14 protein-coding genes are annotated in these 19198 nt (G+C 57.1%); all 14 read left to right on the forward strand.

Going from position 1 to position 19198, the window contains the following annotated elements; all coding sequences use genetic code 11:
• Positions 1-316 precede the first annotated feature (316 nt).
• The 14 genes from VM163_03865 (at position 317) to VM163_03930 (ending at position 19184) form a co-directional block, all read left to right on the forward strand.
• Positions 317-2953, forward strand: a complete 2637-nt coding sequence (locus tag VM163_03865) for a PQQ-binding-like beta-propeller repeat protein (GenBank protein HUT03007.1) — start codon at positions 317-319, stop codon at positions 2951-2953.
• 117 nt (positions 2954-3070) lie between these two features.
• Positions 3071-6331 carry a PQQ-binding-like beta-propeller repeat protein gene (locus VM163_03870; protein ID HUT03008.1) on the forward strand — a complete coding sequence of 1087 codons (3261 nt, stop codon included), beginning with the start codon at positions 3071-3073 and terminating at the stop codon, positions 6329-6331.
• A 70-nt stretch (positions 6332-6401) separates the two neighbouring features.
• The gene (locus VM163_03875) at positions 6402-7604 is read left to right on the forward strand and encodes an ATP-binding protein (GenBank protein HUT03009.1); all 1203 of its coding nucleotides are present in this window, start codon (positions 6402-6404) and stop codon (positions 7602-7604) included.
• Positions 7605-7764: 160 nt separating this feature from the next.
• Complete coding sequence (locus VM163_03880; GenBank protein ID HUT03010.1) at positions 7765-8076, forward strand: SpoVG family protein; 312 nt, start codon at positions 7765-7767, stop codon at positions 8074-8076.
• Between the two features lie 78 nt (positions 8077-8154).
• A complete protein-coding gene (queD, locus tag VM163_03885; GenBank protein HUT03011.1) occupies positions 8155-8523 on the forward strand; it encodes a 6-carboxytetrahydropterin synthase QueD in 369 nt (122 codons plus the stop codon).
• A gap of 1 nt (position 8524) precedes the next feature.
• Positions 8525-9634, forward strand: coding sequence for a hypothetical protein (locus VM163_03890; GenBank protein HUT03012.1), 1110 nt, complete (start codon positions 8525-8527; stop codon positions 9632-9634).
• A 17-nt stretch (positions 9635-9651) separates the two neighbouring features.
• Entirely contained in the window at positions 9652-10905 is a 1254-nt protein-coding gene (locus VM163_03895) for a hypothetical protein (protein HUT03013.1), read from the forward strand.
• A gap of 10 nt (positions 10906-10915) precedes the next feature.
• Positions 10916-12298 (forward strand): hypothetical protein, encoded by a 1383-nt coding sequence (locus VM163_03900; protein HUT03014.1) that lies wholly within the window; start codon positions 10916-10918, stop codon positions 12296-12298.
• Between the two features lie 14 nt (positions 12299-12312).
• Positions 12313-13986, forward strand: a complete 1674-nt coding sequence (locus VM163_03905) for a hypothetical protein (protein ID HUT03015.1) — start codon at positions 12313-12315, stop codon at positions 13984-13986.
• Complete coding sequence (locus tag VM163_03910) at positions 13983-15314, forward strand: hypothetical protein (GenBank protein ID HUT03016.1); 1332 nt, start codon at positions 13983-13985, stop codon at positions 15312-15314. Before VM163_03905 ends, VM163_03910 begins: the two co-directional genes overlap by 4 nt.
• A 3-nt stretch (positions 15315-15317) precedes the next feature.
• Positions 15318-15872, forward strand: coding sequence for a hypothetical protein (locus VM163_03915; GenBank protein ID HUT03017.1), 555 nt, complete (start codon positions 15318-15320; stop codon positions 15870-15872).
• 26 nt (positions 15873-15898) lie between these two features.
• A complete protein-coding gene (locus VM163_03920) occupies positions 15899-17278 on the forward strand; it encodes a hypothetical protein (GenBank protein HUT03018.1) in 1380 nt (459 codons plus the stop codon).
• The gene (locus VM163_03925; protein HUT03019.1) at positions 17260-17820 is read left to right on the forward strand and encodes a hypothetical protein; all 561 of its coding nucleotides are present in this window, start codon (positions 17260-17262) and stop codon (positions 17818-17820) included. The genes VM163_03920 and VM163_03925 overlap by 19 nt, the downstream gene beginning before the upstream one ends.
• Complete coding sequence (locus VM163_03930) at positions 17817-19184, forward strand: hypothetical protein (GenBank protein HUT03020.1); 1368 nt, start codon at positions 17817-17819, stop codon at positions 19182-19184. The genes VM163_03925 and VM163_03930 overlap by 4 nt, the downstream gene beginning before the upstream one ends.
• Positions 19185-19198 lie beyond the last annotated feature (14 nt).

Consider the following 19198-nt stretch of genomic DNA (forward strand, 5'->3'; position numbering starts at 1 on the left):
AGGGGATTTCTCGGTTGTCGCCCATTTCGATCCGCAGGTTGCACCTGCGGCTACTCAAATTATGCCCTTTCAGGGCATTCAGGCAATGCCGTCGAATTTCATCGACGCCGATTCTCAGGATTGGTGAGATTTTGTAGCCCATGACCCCTAATCCAAGCCCTGACTGCGAGCATCAAAGCGCCCAAATCGAGTGATTACGAAAACTCCTCGTGATATTTGTCTTGACAGCGGGGCGGTGAAACGCACAGAATATAAACCGTAGTATAGAATGTTGGCCAATATCTAGTGCGTGGCAAAGGATTTAGGAGGCGGATATATGTATTTCTTGGTCTGGCGTCAAGTCCCCATCATTTTGCTTATAGCCCTTATTCTGGTTCCTCTGGGAGCGTTTGGGGCTCTCACTTGGCAGAGCGAGCCGTTCTGCGCCGGGCTTCACTACGATTCGCGTCATTCTGGTTTCTCGAGGCTTGAGGGGCCTGAGTATCCCGATGCGAACATCAAGTGGTCTTATACCGCGGTCGGGATGGGCAAGATCAACTCCTCATGCGCGATTGGCCCAAGTGAGCCATACCTCGACACGGATGACAACGGTGTTTACGACGCGGGCGAGCCTTACGAAGACCTCAACGATAACGGCGTCTGGGACAATTGCATGATCGTGTTCACGAGCACCGGCGGGGTCTTCTACGTTCTGAACCCCGATGGCACGTTGTTCTGGAGGTATGACGCCAATACTCCGATGGTCTCCTCTCCAGCGATTGGGCCAGGTGAGCCTTACCTCGATGCTAATTGCAATGGCTGTTACGACATCGCGGAGCCGTTCACGGACGAGAACGGCAATGGGGTCTGGGACCCTGCCGAGCCGTTTTTGGACAAGAACCTCAATGGTGAATACGACGCGGGCGAGCCGTTCACGGACCAGAGCGACAATGGTCAGTGGGACGACGCGGAGCCGTTTGTTGACACCAATGGTGACGGCGTCCGCAATCCCGCGGAGCCGTTCATCGATGAGAATGGCAATAACGCCCGAGACCGCTGCGTATTCTATTTCGGCGGGGACGACGGTCGGCTATACGCCATGTACAGCGAGATATGCGAGGAGCCTTACGTTGACCGTGACGGCAATGGCGAATACACTGATGGCGAGACCTTCATTGACTGGAACGGAAACGGCAAGTGGGACAGGGTCAGGATGAAATGGTCGGTCGCAACCGGAGGCAAGATCACTTCCTCGCCCGTCGTTAATGTGCAGGAGCCTTTCTGTGACCTAAACGGCAACAACTGGCATGATGCCGGCGAGCCCTTCCTGGACGTTTTTCAGGACCTTCAGTGGAACCCTGGCAGCGAGGAACCATATCAGGACCTCAACCGCAATGGCCGCTTCGACGGCGACTTTCCCGAGCCTTACATGGACGGAAATCACAATGGAAGGCATGATGGTGTTATGGTCTATGTCGGCTCCCACGATGGCCGCATCTATGGCGTGAGCCAATCAGGCAAGGTGATGTGGACTTACCGCACGGGCAGCTGGATCTCCTCTTCACCCGCCGTCAGCGTGGACGGCAAGGTCGTCTATTGCGGCTCGGACGACCATTACCTCTACGCAATCGACGGGGCGAACGGGTATCTGATCTGGCGTCGGTATCTCGGAAGTCCTGTGCACGCCTCGCCCGCGGTTGGCATAAACGGCAACATCTACATTGGCTCAGACAGCCCCGATAACCGGCTCTTTGCCTTCGCCCCCGACGGCTCTCTGCTTTGGAGTCGCTCGGTTGGGACGTGGGTCCACTCCTCGCCGGCAATCAGCGTTTACGGCGACATCTATTGCGGGACGTATTACGACGGTCCCGGCCAAGAGCAGCCTTTAGGTAAGCTCTTCTCGGTTATGTCTAACGGGCGTGAATCGGGCTTTACGGAAGACCCGAACTTGCAGGGCATCACGTTGGGCAGCTGGGTTCAGTCGTCTCCGATGCTCGACGCGGACGGCAATATCTACATGATTGGGGGGGACAACACGGTCTTCTCGCTCTCGATGGATGGCGTCATCATAGGCAGGATGTTCATCCCGACCGGCAGCGATCAGTTCCCCCAGAAGGGCGAATACTGGATACGGCCCACGCCGGCCATAGGTCCGGACAGAACGCTTTACGTCGGCTGCTGGGACGGTGTGATGTATGCTCTCCAGAGAGATATCTATCCATCATCCGACGAGCCCAACATCCTCATTGCCGGCTATATGGACAGCGAGGTCTCCGCATCAGCTGATAGTGTGCTAAAAGTCCGAGCGCTTGTTACCGATCCTGAGAACAACGTTGTGAACGTCTGGGTTCTCTACGAGGGCATCGACCTGGGATGGACGCTGGAGCGAGAGGGCTATGACGACGTAGCAGATGCGATGATCTTCTCTAGTGAGTTCGTAATTCCCGCATCTTGCATCGACGCGACCAAGGCCTATGCTCTTCAGCTTGTAGCAGAGGATGCGGTCGGCAACAGGAGCCAGATGTGGCCCAACTTCTTCATAACTAAGGAAGGCCATCTGCCAGCCAGCCTCGCACCGGATTGGCGGAGAACTCGCGCCATGGCGATCGAGGGCGCCGAATACACGCGCGCGGCCGGCGACTCAGCACCAATTGTCCTCATGGCCGGCAATCCGTACAGCAGGGTAACGTACGAGACCGGTGGGCGACTGTGCGTTGCGGCGCTCGTGACCGACCCCGATGGTATCTACGACATCGCCTCGGTAAGATGGAAGTATCATCCACTTGGCGTGTCGCAAGGCGTCGATATCACGCCTTACGCGATTTATGGTCTCTACAAAGACGCGGTGCTCTACTACTACAGCCTCCAAATCAACCCTGGTGTTGAGCCGATCGCTCTGGAGAACTACATACTGGCGGTTGACAAGGAAGGACATGCGAGCACTCAGTTCCCCGCGATTACCGTTGTGCCGTAGCTCTTTGCACAGCGGCGGCCGTGACATCAACAGGTGTGGCGAGGGTTGACTTCGCGATGACCGGCGCCTGAGGTTGACGGTTCAACGATTAGCTTATCACAATGGAGGAATGAGCCGATGTGCAGAAATCGAGTTTTGATAGGTATGTTTTTTGTCCTCTTGCCGCTTGTGGTTTCTCTCGCCCAGCCCGCGCAAGTTGGCGAGTTTCGGGCGACTCAGGCAAGCGGGCCCCTGCTGGTGCAACAGAGTGCCCAAGACATTTTGGCAGACATTGATTGGAACGAGGTTATCTCAGAGCTAGACGCAGGCTTCGAGCAGGAGCCCCCCCTAACTCTCGACCCCGCCGATGTCCTCTGGTATTTCAAGGCTGGCAACTGGATCGCCTGCAAGCCGCTCGTTGATGCAGACGGCTCGGTCTATTTCGGCTCTGGCGACGGCAACTTCTACGCGCTCGACTCCTCTGGTAATGAAACTTGGAGATACAACGTAGGGGCGCCAATAGTCGCCGATCCAACCTTCGACAATCAGGACAGAATCATCTTCGGAGCGCTCGATGGCGCCCTTTACTGCCTCAATAAGGATGGCACGTTTGTCTTCAGCTACTGGACCGAGGGTCCCATCTTCTCTACGGCTTCCGTCGATCTTGAGGGGAACATCTACTTCGGGTCGGACGACTTCTATGTCTATAAACTGGATTCATCCGGCGAAATTCTTGGCAGATTTAAGACGGGCGGCTGGGTCGATAGCAGGCCGACGTTTCTCTCCGACGGCCGGCTTTCATTCTCCTCTTATGATGGTGTGGTCTATGTAGTTGATCAGGGTCTGAACGAGCTCGCAAGATACGAGACTGATACTTGGCTCACTCGCGCCTTCAGTGTGGGGAACGACGACACCATCTACGCCGGCGGGATGGACGGCGTCCTATACGCCGTCGATCCGTCGGGCGCTCTCAAGTGGGAATTCGATACCGGTCGGGCCATCTTCTCGTCTCCGGTCGTAGTGGATACGGGCGTGTTCTTTGGCAGTAATGGGGGTGTTTTCTACAGCGTTGACGTCGTCTCTGGAAACCAGAGGTGGAGGTATAGCATCTCATCGATCGAGATCATCTCGAGTCCGCCGGCTCTCGGACCAGACAGTGCCGTTTATTTCGGCGTAAGCAACCACAAGGTTTACGGCCTTTCGCTGGCTTCTGAGCCTCCATGGTCTTTCGATACAGGCGTTGAGATCGACGGGACTGCATTGACCGGCAAGCCTATCCTGGGTGGTATCACAATGACGGACGACGGCGTCGCCTACTTCGGGAACTGTGGAGGTGTTCTCTTCGCGGTCGATACGAACATGAGACGAACCTCTTTCCCAGACCGCCACTCTTTGGATGCCTGCGCGTTCGGCGCCTCCCCCGCACGACTCGAAAGGCTCACGGATTCTCCCGTTCACTTCGACGGAGTAGAAATGAAGCGTGGGCGCCGTCTGCCGTCTGCTGAGCCCAACGCGGTCGATATGGCTCTCAAGACGATGTGTATGAGCCGTAAGTCTCTCGACAGGCCGACGGAGGGTTACTACGGCCCGTATCCCTACATCGAGAAGTGCGTCCTGAGTATAACTGAAGAGGTCCTTGACGACGCTTTCGCTGGGCCGCCTTTCGCCAAGGAACTTACCGATCAGATTATGTTCGCGGACCAGGAGCTGCAGGAATACGTCCTGACGGCTGCGTCGCCGCTTGGCCCCACTGTCCTACCCGCCAACTACGACCACTTCCTTTCCGACACGCCGCTTCAGGACGCGATCGTTCAGATTTATAGCCGCAATCACGAGACGCTTTCGCCCTCGCAACGTGACGAGCTGGCCGCGCAGGCCGGTCACCTCTCTTTAGAGCTCCGCAAGGCGATGGCCATGGTTCTCTTCGCGATGAACGACGCCTCCGCTAGGCTGGACAGCGCTTTTGCCGGAGTTACGCCCAACATGAGGAGCCAGATATACACCAACGTCCTGAACGCCTACGCGCTCTGTTACTACAATGGCTCGTTCCTGAGCGGCGTGTTTGACGAATGGCTTGACCACGTTGACTTCGAGCAGCTCTTGAATGCTGGCGCTACGCTTCTGTCCGGCGTCAGGCGCGCCGAGGACTTCTTCGGCAGTGTCTATGACTCGTCAACCGAGCCGATTCTCTTCAGGTTCGACACTCCCATCGGCTTCGTCATGGTGGGTGGAGCTGGGGAGAACCTCTTCGACAGCACCACGAACGGCGTGCGCGAGAGGAATGCGCTTTTAGTCGATATCGGCGGAAACGATGTTTATTATGGCCGAACGGCCGGTGCGGCTGGGGATGATACTCCGATTTCCGTCAGCATCGACCTCTCAGGGGACGACACTTACGAATCGGCCAGCGACGGCTGCCAGGGGTGGGGGCTCTTCGGGATCGGCGTTCTGATAGATGCTTTCGGGGACGACACGTATATCGCGCAGAACCACTGCCAGGGCGCGTCCACATTCGGGATCGGTGTTCTTCAGGACATGTATGGTGATGACATCTTTCTGGGCAAGGAGATGTCCCAGGGCGCCGCCGCATGTGGAATCGGGCTTCTGAGCAACGAATCGGGCAACGACATCTACTTCTCGCCCGAGTACAGCCAGGGCTTCGGGTTCACGTTTGGCTCAGGTGTCCTTCGCGACAGGGAGGGCGATGATTACTACTTCATCGGTGGCACCGATGTCGATTTCAGAGAGGGCACGGCCGGCCAGGAACGCTACGTCTGCATGGGTCAGGGCTTCGGATTCGGTCCGCGACGCGATGAAGAGGGTTGGCAAGGCGCGGGCGGCATCGGCATTCTCACGGATGGCGCTGGCAATGACTACTACCTCGGCGACTACTTCGCTCAAGGTTCTAGCTACTGGTTCTCGACAGGTATCCTCGACGACAAGGCCGGCGACGACGTCTATGTGGCGAGGCGCTATTCTATCGGCGCAGGTATCCACAACAGCGTCGGCATTCTCGTTGACGAGGCGGGCAACGACGAATACTGGAGCTGGATAGTTGGGATCGGTCACGGGCTCGACGCCTCGGTCGGCATTGTGGTTGACGTGATGGGCGACGATTACTACTCCGCCAAGGGCTGGTATGCTATGGGCCACGGGGGCGACGGCGTTGGCGTCCTGCTCGACAATGCCGGCAATGACCTCTATAGCCAGATCGATGTTGCGTGCCTGGGGTATGCCGGACCTTACGATAGAGGGCTTCGCCGGCCGCTTGGGATATTCATCGACGCCGATGGCGAAGACGCCTACACAACGAAGGGAAACAACAGGTGCTGGGTGGCGGATGAGACCGGCGTGGGCATTGACATGTCCGGCGGAGATACCGGCTGCCTGATGCCGTGAATCGCCCTTCGGTGTTTAGGTGCTCAAGTCCCATCTCTGGTGCTTGCGAAGATAAGAAGGAGCTGACGCTATGAAACAAGAAAGCCCGTTCACACCGGGTAGCCCGGTGCCCTATGAGTTCTTCGTTGGTCGGCAAAAGGAGATTGAAGAGATCCTCACCTCTGTCAGGCGGGCTGCATCCGGGAGGCAGCAGAACGTTTTCTTGGTCGGCGAAAGAGGGATAGGTAAGAGCTCGCTTGCCCACTACGTGAGAGACCTGGCTGTCAAACAGTACAACTTCCTGACCGTTCACGTTCTCTTGGGCGGAGTAACTACTCTAGAAGAACTTGTCCGGAGGGTGTTCGAGCGAATCGCTAATGAAGCTCATGCTCGACGCTGGTTCGAGAAGATTAGCGATGTATTCGGGGGCCGCATACAACAAGTGGGGTTTTTTGCCGTTTCCCTAGGTTTCAATGCACCCGAGAGTGATCTATCTCACCTGGTTAGAGATTTTCCGGAGGCTATCAACAAAATCAACGAGAAGATAAAAGATAAAATAAAGGGCATTCTTGTCGTTCTGGACGACATAAACGGGATTTGCAAGAAGGACGATTTCGCAAATTGGTACAAAAGCTGTGTGGACCACATAGCGCTCCATTATAGGGGTTTCCCCGTGCTCATCATGCCGGTCGCGATACCGGAGATCAGACTCAGGCTAGGGGAACAACAGCCTTCGCTTATGAGAGTTTTCAAGGTGGTGGAGATAGAAGGACTCTCTGATGATGAGGTGAGAGCCTTTTTAACGAGAGCATTTGAGAGTGTCGGCGTCAAGGCATCCAGCGAAGTGATTGGGGTGATGGTCTCCTATTCAGGTGGGCTACCGATTGTCATGCAGGAGATCGGCGACGCCGTATTCACGGCGAACAAGGATGATCTCATAGACGAAGACGACTCAATAAAGGGACTGATGACCGCCGCCGAGACAATGGGGCAGAAGTATCTCGAGCCGAGGGTCTATCAAGCAATTCGTAGCAAGCGTTATCGCTCAATCTTGCGAAAACTGGGGAGCCTGCGTCCCTTGGCCCATTTCAAGAAAGCAGAGATTCAAAGTAAGCTGAATGTAGATGAGAAGAAGGTTCTCCATAACTTTCTGAGAAGGATGAGAGAATTAGGCGTCGTTCTTCAGGATAAGGAAAGGGAACGAGGCTGGTATAAGTTCACGAACCCTCTTTATCCGCTTTACATCTCGATGGAAGGAATCCGCTACCGCGAGCGCCCCCGGAATAGGAGATAATAGAGCAAAATGTCCATCACAGAGACACAGAGAGCACAGAGAAGAACCTAGCAGATCATGCAGCTGGCATCATGTTCTCTGAGCCTTTTGCGTTCATTAGTGGCGGCGCTCTCTTTCCTCTCTGCGCCCCTGTGGCGCAGGCTCAGAAATTGAAGGCATCTTGACTGAGGCGGCGAGAACGGGGTATAACCGAGGCGTGGAAGTCAGCGACGTCAGGGTTTATCCGTTCGAGTCTAAAGAGGGAGCGAGCCAGGTTCACGCCTACGCGGATGTAACCTTTGACGGGGAGCTCTTGGTCAAGGGCTTCAAGGTGGTGATCAAGCCCAATGGGGCGCTGTTCGTGGGCTATCCCTCCGCGAGGCAGCAGGGCGGCGAGTTTGTGCCGACCGTGGCCGCGCTTTCGCCCGAGCTGAGGAGCAAGATACGCGAGGCTGTCGTGGCCAAGTACAGGGAGTATTTTCCGAAGGAGTAGGCAATGCGCTGGCGCAGGCTAACGTCGAAAACAGATTGTGGGACGAGGTTTTAAGCACGGCTTGGAGGGTGAGGTGCCATGTTCGAGTTGACCGTCAGGAGCTCGTTTGCGGCGGCCCATCGATTGCGGGAATACGACGGCAAGTGCGAGAACCTGCACGGGCATAACTGGGTGGTCGAGGTGCGGGTGCGGGCAGAATCGCTGAACGACATTGGGCTTGCGATAGACTTCAAGGACCTCAAGGCTGCGACTGACGCGGTTTTGGACCGCTTGGACCACAAGCTCCTAAACGATGTTGAGCCGTTCAAAGAGATGAACCCCTCAAGCGAGAACATCGCTCGGTGGATTTTTGAGTCTCTGAAGGAGCGTTTAGGCGGCCTAGTCGTCGGCCTGCGAGAGGTCTCGGTCTGGGAGAACCCCAATTGCTGCGCTACGTATTGGGAATGAGATGATGCACGAGGGCGCCCGCGAGTTGGACGAAAGGGCGATCCAGAGCTTCTTTTTCCGCTACCCTCAGATAGTCGAGTCGTTCCTTGTGAAAAAGCACCTGCCAGTCTCGGGCCTTGAGGCCACAAGGTGCGAAGACGCGTGCGCCTCAGGTAGAGTTGACCTTGCCTTCAGACAGAGAGCGAGCAACTCGATGGTTCTATTGGAGCTGCAATTGGGCCGCGCCAACAGGGACCACTACGACCGGCTCGCCTCGTACGTCAACGACTACTCGGAGCGCTTCTCGTTCTCGCGGGTGATCGGCGTTCACTTTGCCGAGGCGTTTCCCAAAACGCTCCCTCGTTACAGCCCTCCGCTTTACAGGGTTCGTTTTGCCCCGAGCAAAGTGGCGAGACTGGCCGAGGAGCTCCAGGCCCAGGAGGAGAGGCTCTTGGGACTGAGTTGCCCAAAGCCGCCCGTCTCTGCCTTTGCCAGACTCTCATACCTCAACGGGTTCTTCGCATTTATGAGGAAGCGCACGTTCGCCACGTTCCGCGAGGTGGTCGAAAACGTTGCGAACCTCGCCAAGAACCCTCGTCAGATACGCAATCCCGAATACCGCGCGCGGCTCTGGGTGAAGTTTGGGGAGAGTTTTGGGCTTCTGATTCGGCAAGAGGGCAGGATAGTGCTGACGGAGCTGGGGAGGGCATACGCCGCCTCGCTGGACGCCTCGTTCCCGTGGGCGCTCACGGCTCGGCAGAGGCGGATACTGATCGCCGGGCTCTCTGCCGCTCGCTGCACAAACGGCCACAAGTTTGGCATTTTCTGCATCCTGAAAGCTGCGGAGCAATCGGAGGAGAGGGCGCTCGAGACGGCTGATTCGCAGATGCAGAGCTTCGTGTCGTTCTGCCGCTCCAGTCGCCGATGGGTGAGAGTCTCGCAGCGTGCGTCGTTTGTTTGGTATGGCAATTACGCTAGGGAGTTGGGGCTTTGCCCGGACAGCGGACTTTCGGGCGCAAGGCTTCAGCTGACCGCGTTCGGGCGAGAGGTCCTTGCGCTATTCTCGAGGCAGTTTGCGGCGTTTGAGATGGAGCGGCGATTGCTTTTGAGAGGGACAGGCGGTATCCTTTGAGTAGGATGAGGCACAACATGTGGCTCTTAATAACGACTAAGACGACGCATTACTGGTGGGCCAACTACAGCTGCGCTGACGGGAAGAATTTCATGTTGGCGCTGGGTTTGCAGCGAGTTCTGCGCGTGGACGGCACCATCGGCGAATGGGACCCCGGAACGAGTCCGGAGCATCCGGACGGGGACCGCGAGTGGAAGGAGCACAAGCTGCTTCACTGCAAGGCCACCTCGAACTTCAGGGAGTACGCGCAGGGGAACAGGGGGCATGAGCGATTTAGGATTTCAGTCTCACAAACCGCGCGGCAGATCGAGTTCAAGGTCAGACTTGAGTCTGTTTGGCCGCAGCCGATTCCCTTCCCGGTGCCGGTGCCTTTCCCGCAGCCAGTCCCTTTGCCGGAGCCGCCGGTCATACCGGTCACGCCGGTCACCCCAGTTACGCCGGTCACACCGGTCACACCAGTCACGCCGGTCGTGGAGCCGGGTGCGGAGCGGGTACCCACGGGGGTTCTGAGGCCGACTCCGTTAAAAGGGAAGTTCAAGGTCTATCTTCGGTCAAGAGCCCTGAATAGATACAAGCCTAGGCTCCCACGAGACGGGAACAGGGACATATATATACACGGACAGCCGCTCTGGGAACGGGAGGCCGAGGCGGCCTTTGAGCAACCGCCTGAGGCAACGATCAAGCTCCGTGATGTGCCGATCGGGTGGGCAGTGCTCGAGGTGTGGGCAGAAGATGACCACGGGCATGATCTCAGCAAGAAGAAGACGATGCAGGTGTTTGTGTATCCTGAGATCTGGTGCAGGCGTGCGCTGGTTCCGGTATTTGGTCCCCATCTTGGGTATCGGACGAGGTGGGTGCTGCTGCCGCCGAGGGCGGAGCTGCCGCCGGTCACGCCGTTGCCGGAAGGTCCGCAGCCGCTGGTGGAGCCGATTGTCGAGCCGATACTCCCCGACGAGAAGGGCGTCTATCACATCCGCGCCGCCCTCTGGAAGCAGTCCGACGGCTACTTCGTTGTCGGTAATCCTGAAGACCGCTACGACCCCAGCAAGATCAAGGACTACAAAGTCCAATCCGACTTCAAAGTCGATGAGCAGAGGTTGACCCCGGAAGACCAACCACTTATATCTTGCGGGCCCTGGCAGACGGGTACAGAGGACTCGCGTTGCGCTCTTCCGGAACACGAAAGCGAACGAATAGACGTCATTGTTCTGGAGCCTGCCGAGGTAAAAGCGCTCACTGACGAGGTGCTGCCCATTCAGAAGCTGAAATAAGGAGGTGGAAATGACTTGGCTGCGACTGGCGATGGTCGTTCTGTTGTCCGCGGTATTTGCGTTGACGTCTTGCGCCGTAGGGCAAGCGGCTGATTATCCCTGGGTCTATTACTTCGAGAGGCCGGACTTCCCGCAGATACACTGTGCCTTCGCGGATACGGACGGGAGCGTGGTTGTCTCTACGGGAGACTGGCTTGACACTGGGTATGATTGGGTGACCGGGGATATCGTGTACTACTACCGCTCAGCGGGACTGTATCGGATCATTTGCGGGACTGTTGAACCTATTGAGTGCCCTGCGAATACCTTTGTTCTCGACGCGGCCGTCGATTCAGAAGGCACGACTTGGCTGCTTATTGCGCATGGGCGTAATGGATATGTCGAGACCGGCAGTTTGGCCGGTCCGACTTGCGCAGACACGCTCGGGTCCGCTGTCGGTTATCGGAATTTCGGACTTTACCTCGAGAACTACAGGTTTGCGCGCCTCGAAGGGGCTACAGTGATTGAGGATAAGCAGATAACGGAGGCAGTGCCGACGACCCCTATCACAATGTGTTGCGACCCGTGGGGGAGGGTGTATGTTTTCAGTTGGCGGTGGTCGGACAATAGGGATATTGAGGAGAGAAGGAGCTTTGTTTCTTGGTGGTCGGGCGGCAATCCGGATGACTTACACGTCTCCGAAATCTCGAACATCCTCCATGGCGCAAACATGGATTACTATGGGGCTCGTTATCCCGCCTTCGGGCCGGACGGTCTGGCCTACTTCGTTGTGGGGAACGCGTGGGACTTCGCAGCCTCCACAGAATACGCGGTCCTATGCCTTGACCCTAAAACTCAGTCTTGGGAGGTCTACGACGAACAGGTCTGCAGCTTGCTAGGCTGCGCAATACGCTACTTCTGCGTGGATTCAATGAACGTCAAGTGGTTCGGGACAGAAGACGGGCTGGTTCGGTTTGATGGCCAGAGCTGGTCTCGGTACACAACGGGGAACACTGGGCTTCCTCACAATCTAGTGCGGCAAATTCAATACGATCAGGCCGAGGGAGTGTATTATGTTGTCACGCAGGCCGACCCACAGTATCGGACAGCCTTCAGCGTTCTCTCCCCCGGAGGCCGACTTGTTGGGGGTCCTTTGTCGTCCCCGCGGGAAGGGCTCCCTTGGTACCTACCCCAGATTTACAGGGATGTGAGGGGAACGTGGTGGCTGCTGTTGCCTCCCAACTACAGGGCGACAACAACACCATACGATGTGTATGCGTACGACGGCCGGGGCGTGTTTCGTTGGGACAGCAGGGTCTCGTTCGATAGGCCAGACGTCCACATCGGATTCATCGGGAGCGACGCAGAGGGACGCGACTTCTGTGTGGGGCCTACATGCGTGATGATCTGGTAGGAGGATTGCTGGCCTTGGCTGAGAAGATTGACGTGAGTCGCGTGGTGACCGCGATCGTGTCGCGGATTCCGGAGTATCTTAGGACGTGCGAGGTTTGCCTTCGCACGCAGGACGACGTCACGGCTCAGGAGTCCACGCTGCTCTATGGGTCGAAGTTCTGGGCCGTGATGAATGACACCGACCGCGCTGGCAACATAACTGGGAAGCAGCGGCTGTTCCTGGAGATCGGCACGCCTCTTCAGTATTTCCTTGCGCACGATAACGAGAGCGGCCAGCTTCAGAAGTTCAACATGTGGCTCTTAATAACGACTAAGACGACGCATTACTGGTGGGCCAACTACAGCTGCGCTGACGGGAAGAATTTCATGTTGGCGATGGGTTTTCAGCGAGTTCTGCGCGTGGACGGCACCATCGGCGAATGGGACCCCGGAACGAGTCCGGAGCATCCGGACGGGGACCGCGAGTGGAAGGAGCACAAGCTGCTTCACTGCAAGGCCACCTCGGACTTCAGGGAGTATGCACGGGGGAACAGGGGGCATGAGCGATTCAGGATTTCAGTCTCACAAACGGCGAGGGAGATCGAGTTCAAGGTCAGACTTGAGTCTATTTGGCCGCAGCCGATCCCCTTCCCGGTGCCAGTGCCTTTCCCGCAGCCGGTCCCTTTCCCGCAGCCGGTCCCTTTCCCGCAGCCGGTCCCTTTCCCGCAGCCGGTCCCTTTCCCACAGCCGGTCCCTTTGCCGCAGCCGGTCCCTTTCCCACAGCCGGTCCCTTTCCCACAGCCGGTCCCTTTGCCGCAGCCGACCCCTTTGCTGGAGCCGACCCCTTTGCTGGAGCCGCCGGTCACGCCGGTCGTGGAGCCGGGTGGGGAGCGGGTACCCACGGGGGTCCTGAGGCCGACTCCGTTAAAGGGGAAGTTCAAGGTCTATCTTCGGTCAAGAGCCCTGAATAGATACAAGCCTGGACTCTCCCCGGACGGGAATAGGGACATATATAGACATGGACAGCCGCTCTGGGAGCGGGAGGCGGAGGCCCCCTTTGAGCAACCGCCTGAGGCAACGATCAAGCTCCGTGATGTGCCGGTTGGTTGGGCAGTGCTCGAGGTGTGGGCGGAGGATGACCACGGGCATGATCTCAGCAAGAAGAAGACGATGCAGGTGTTTGTGTATCCTGAGATCTGGTGCAGGCGTGCGCTGGTTCCGGTACTTGGTCCCCATCTTGGGTATCGGACGAGGTGGTTTTTGCTGCCGCCGAGGGCGGAGCTGCCGCCCGTGACGCCGCTGCCGGAAGGTCCGCAGCCGCTTTTGGAGCCGATTGTGCAGCCGATACTCCCCGACGAGAAGGGCGGCTATCACATCCGCGCCGCCCTCTGGAAGCAGTCCGACGGCTACTTCGTTGTCGGTCCTGGGGGCTCCCGCTACGACCCCGCAACAATCACCGACTACAACGTCCAATCCGAATTCAGCGTCGATGCGCAAGAAGTGAGAGACTCGGAGGGCAATTTCTTGGGCTATTGCGGGCCGAACAATGAGGACCCAGTGACCGGCCAGCCGTCAGATAGGTGTGCAAACACTCTCCCGCAACACGAGAGCGAGCGAGTAGATGTGATCCAGCTCAAGCCCCTGGAAGTGAAAAGCCCCTTTCCAACGATCGTGTCCGATGAAAAGCTGATACAAGGAGGGAAGAAATGAAAAAACGGTCGCTGGTCATGCTGATTGCGCTGTGCGCGGTGATCGGTTCGCCGCCTTTTGGGCTGTCCCAGCAAGTAGATTACCCCTGGGTGCATTATTTCGACCGTCAGATAGGTTGCGTCTATGCCGACGCGGAATGGAACGTGCTCGTGTCCACCGGGGACTGGAACTACACCACCGGCGACGGTACTGGGGCCATCACGTATTGGTATTTGTCCGACGGAGTGTTCAAGATTTGGGAGGGCGAGATTGACAAGATCGAGTTCCCCGCCGGCACCTTGGTCTTGGGTTTTGCGACCGATTCGGGGGGAACTACATGGGCGCTCTTCGGAGAAGGTCAGAACCACACGCAACACGCGGAGGATCTGCCCTGGAAGTGTCAGGCGACGGTCTTGGACTCCGTTTCCCGATCTCCGCTCATTGCCAATCCCAGGTTAGCACGCATCCAGGGAACAGGCATTGTCGTGGATAGTGAGCTGACCGCTTCGATCCCGGGGAAGCCGGTTGCCATCGTTTCGGACGTTTGGGGCACAGTCTTTGTGATCAGTTACCAGGTCAGTTACCGGGACGTTGACTCGGGTGGTGCGAGGTACTTCGTTTCTTGGTGGCCTGGGGCTGAGCCGGGCTCGCTCCGTATTCAAGAGGTCCCCCATGTTTTTGACTACGTCATCACTTCGCGTCGACCGTCTTTTGGACCAGACGGCCTAATGTACCTGCTCGCGAGCAACACGGAGGGGATCTACTACGCTCGGTCTCCCTCTGGGGTGCTGGCGTTGGACCCCCAGGATGAGGAATGGTGTGTCTATTATGGAGGCGATAGGGCGATCTATTGCGTTTATGTGGATCAGTTTAACGTGAAGTGGTTCGGGACTCAGGACGGCCTCTTCCGGTTGGATGCCGGAAACTGGGCCTCCTGGACGACCGCGAACAGCGGACTGCCCTATAACGGCGTGCGACAGATAACCTATGACGAGATCGACAACGTGTATTACGTGGTCTCACAGTATTGCGACAGCGCAGTTGGAGACTGCTACGGAGCTTTCGCGGTGCTTTCCGGTGATGGGCAACGTGTCGGGCCACCGCTGAACCTCCCCGACTGCACCGATCTGTGGATACCGAAGGCGCACCGATCCGGAGCCACTTGGTACTTGATGCCTTATGTCATCTACGACGTGATCTACTCTTATGATCACAGAAACGTACGAGCTTGGCACCTCCGGGATTGGGTCAGCGTTGGCGCCGACACGTTCGACTTATCCATCGGCCCGGTCGGGGACCGGCGCACCTTTCTTGCCCTGCACCTGTGCAGCTGCGTTATGATCTGGTAACCGATGAGCATCACGCAGGTGTTTGTGTATCCGGAGATACGATGTGCAAAAAAGCTGGTATTCGAGCGTGATCCGCTTGGACTGGGATTTATCAGGATGAGGTGGAAGTTGCTGCCGCCGACAGAGCTGGTGCCGCCGGTGACGCCGCTGCCGGAGGGTCCGCAGCCGGAGGTGGGACCGATTGTGCAGCCGATACTCCCCGACGAGAAGGGCGGCTATCACATCCGCGCCGCGCTCTGGAAGCAGTCCGACGGCTACTTCGTTGTCGGTCCTGGCGGCTCCCGCTACGACCCGGAAACCATCACCGGCTACAACGTCCAATCCGACTTCAGCGTCGATGAGCAAAAACTCGGCCGAATTGAGGATTCGGACAAGATCTGGCGGATGCTGTACTGCGGGCCAAACAACATGGATCAGAGATTTCACCCTCCGGAGCTTTCCACCGACTGCGTCAACGCCATTCCTATATATGAAAGCGAGCGGATAGACGTTATTACATTGAAGCTTGAAGTAAAACCGCTCATTGACGAGGGCCTGCCCGTTAAGAAGCCGAAATAAGGAGGTCGAAGACGACTAGGCTGGAAATGGCCATTCTGGTTCTGCTGTCCGCGGTATTTGCGTTGACATCTTGCACTGTAGCGCAAGCAGGTGATTACCCCTGGGTGCATTACTTCGATACTCCCAGCTGCGCGGATCATCCTTCGATCCACTTCGCGTTCCCGGATGGCGAGGGCAATGTCATCGTGTCAACGGGTGACTGGGTCCCCGATTACTGGCCTAATGAGAAATACTATGACTACCGCCCGGGAGCTTTATACCGAGTGAATGAGGGGGTCAAGCAGACAATCGACGCACCCGAGAACACGTATGTGCTTGACGCTGCCGTGGACGGTCAAGGCAGGACCTGGATTATATCTGCCGAGGCGAGCAGTTACCACGTGTATTACCGGAACGGCCTGTGCGTTGAGGATAAGGGGTACCCTCTTCCCCAGAGTTTCGGCTATGGGCGATACCGATTCCCGGAGTCTCCCCTTGCCGAGGCCTACGGCGGTCTTGACAAGCCAGCCTTGGGAACGCTCCGGGCTGGGCGCTTTGTCCGACTTCCTGAAGTGACCGAGGCGATTCCCGGGACACCACGTGGGATTTGCGTTGACGCTCAGGGTCACGTCTTCTTGATGACCTCGGAATGGGATCCTTGGGAGTTCACCGCATACTTCGTCTCGTGGTGGGGAGCCGAAGGGCCTGAATCACTTCGAACTCTCGACCTGTGGCAGATCATTCCGAACTCCTGGCTTCGAGATTATCCGCAGTTTGCTCCGGATGGCGTCGCATATCTTCTCATCGTGTATAATGCGGGCGGTCCGGGGGCTGGTTACGACTACGCCCTTCTCCGCCTCGATCCTAAGACCGGCGAGTATTGTGTTTACCGGAATACCGATTATGCGTATCTTGACTCCGAAGTTCGATGCTTCTACATAGACCCAATGGGCATCATCTGGCTCGGCACCGAAGATGGCCTTGTTCGTTTCGATGGGCAGACGTTGAGTCGTTGGACGACTGAAAACAGCGGCCTTCCCTATAATGCCGTCAGGCAAATCGTGTACGATGAGATCGATGACGTCTATTATGTGATCTCAGAAAAGGATATCGGTTGGGACACCTCTATGCTATTCAGCATGCTGTCACCGGTGGGCGACGCGATAGGTGCCCCTTTTATCCTACCTACGGTCGCAAACCGACTCTTTCAATTCTCCAAGGTGTTTCGTGACGGCAGAGGCGTGTTCTGGCTCTGTCCCTATGAGGCGAGCAGGGCTTACTCCTATGACCATGAACGAGTCATGCAGTGGTACGCAGCCGACTGGATGGAGCTCGTGAGCAACGTCCACTACGTCGGCTCGACTGCTTCAGGCCGGACATTCTGCGTAGCGGGAGGATACGGCGCCTCGTGCGTGATGATCTGGTAGCGGAGAAGAAGAGGATGCAGGTGCTTGTGTACCCGCAGATTAGGTGCAGGCGTGCGCTAGTTCCGGTATTTGGTCCTCATCTTGGGTGGCGCACGAGGTGGGTTCTGCTGCCGCCGAGAGAGAAGGTGCCGCCCGTGACGCCGCTGCCGGAGGGTCCGCATCCGGTGGTGGGGCCGATTGTGCACCCGACACCCCCGGACGAGGAGGGCGTCACCACAATCGAGGCCGCGCTCTGGAAGCAGTCCGACGGCTACTTCAAGGGCGATAGATACGACCCCGCCGGCATCACTGGCTACTGGTACCAGAGGTTTCACTTCAGCGTCGATGAGGAATGGCTGAATGCGGATGCACACAGAGACCGTGGTGATCCCTTGATCGCGTGCGGGCCAAATGACGGCGAACCGGGGGGGGAAGGCCTGTGCGGCCTTCCGGAGCATGAGAGCGAGCGGATAGACGTTATTACCCTCAAGCGCGCCCCGATAATAGCCCTCACTGACGAGGCGCAGCCCGTTAAGAAGCTGAAAAAAGGCGGTCGAAGATGACTAGGCTGGAAATGGCCATTCTGGTTCTGCTGTCCGCGGTATTTGCGTTGACATCTTGCACTGTAGCGCAAGCAGGTGATTACCCCTGGGTGCATTACTTCAAGCCGCCTGATATGCGGCAAGTCCACTGCGCGTTTGCTGACGCCGAGGGGAACGTGATCGCTGCTACTGGTGACTGGAATTACAGCACATACAACTGGGGCACCGGGGATACCACCTATTGGTATCTGTCCGATGGGATATTCCAGATTCGCGAGGGAGACATAGAGGCCGTGCAGTGCCCGGCGTCCACATTCGTCCTGGACTGCGCGACAGATTCTGCCGGAAGGACGTGGGTGTTGTTCGCCGAAGGTCATGATTATAGGCAACACGTGTGGGATCCCTGGCGGTCTGCTGCGCTGAGAGGTCCTTGTGCGGCATCCGACGTGGGCTATAGGCACTTTCGCTGGCCGACCGGTATGTGGTCGTATCTAACCGACTATAGGCTGGCTACAATCGAGGAAGGCGGCTTGCGAGAGCAGCGTGAGCTATTGGACAGAGTGCCGGCCGAACCGGTCGTAATGGCAGCCGACCCTCAGGGCCGGATATACGTCATGAGTTGCGAGGACTGTGACGACCGCATTGCTGATTTCTTCATTTCTTGGTGGTCTGGACATGACTCCAGTTGCATACGTACAATATGTTTGTGGGATCTTATTCCAGATTCCTGGGCCGCTGACTATCCTAAGTTCGGTCCAGACGATCTTGTGTACTTCCTCATAAGGATCGCGGCCGGAGATGCGAACTCTAGGTTCGCCGTGCTCTGCCTTGATCCAGAGACTGAGGAGTATGAGATTTGGAGGGCCTCCGATTACGCATTTCTCGATTCGGAGGTCTATTGCTTCTACGTGGACCAGTTCAACGTTAAGTGGTTTGGGACCGACGATGGCTTGGTTCGGTTTGACGGCGAGACCTGGATGCGCTTCGCGTCGGAAAACAGCCCACTGCCTTACGATCGGATTAAACAGATCCAATATGATGAGATCGACTATGTCTATTACATCGTCTCGGCAGCAGAGGATTGGAGAGAACATCCAGACGACTACGTGGCGCTCAGTGTATTCTCCCCAACGGGGCGGGCGATATATGAGCCATCGTATATGCCCGGGGGACCGTTGCTGCGGCGCGGATCAGGCAACATATGGTATCTCATGCCGGGCTGGGATGATGATCTAGTTTACGTCTATGATCACGTGAGACTCAGCGAATTCAGCTTGCGAGATTGGGTGGACGTCCCGGAATACTCCGCTTGGGATTTCGCCATATCTCCTACGACCTTAGGGCAGACATTTTTTGCTAATGACTACTGCGTAATGATCTGGTAGCGAAGACGATGCAG

This window comes from bacterium, from assembly GCA_035527515.1.
GTDB lineage: Bacteria > B130-G9 > B130-G9 > B130-G9 > B130-G9 > B130-G9.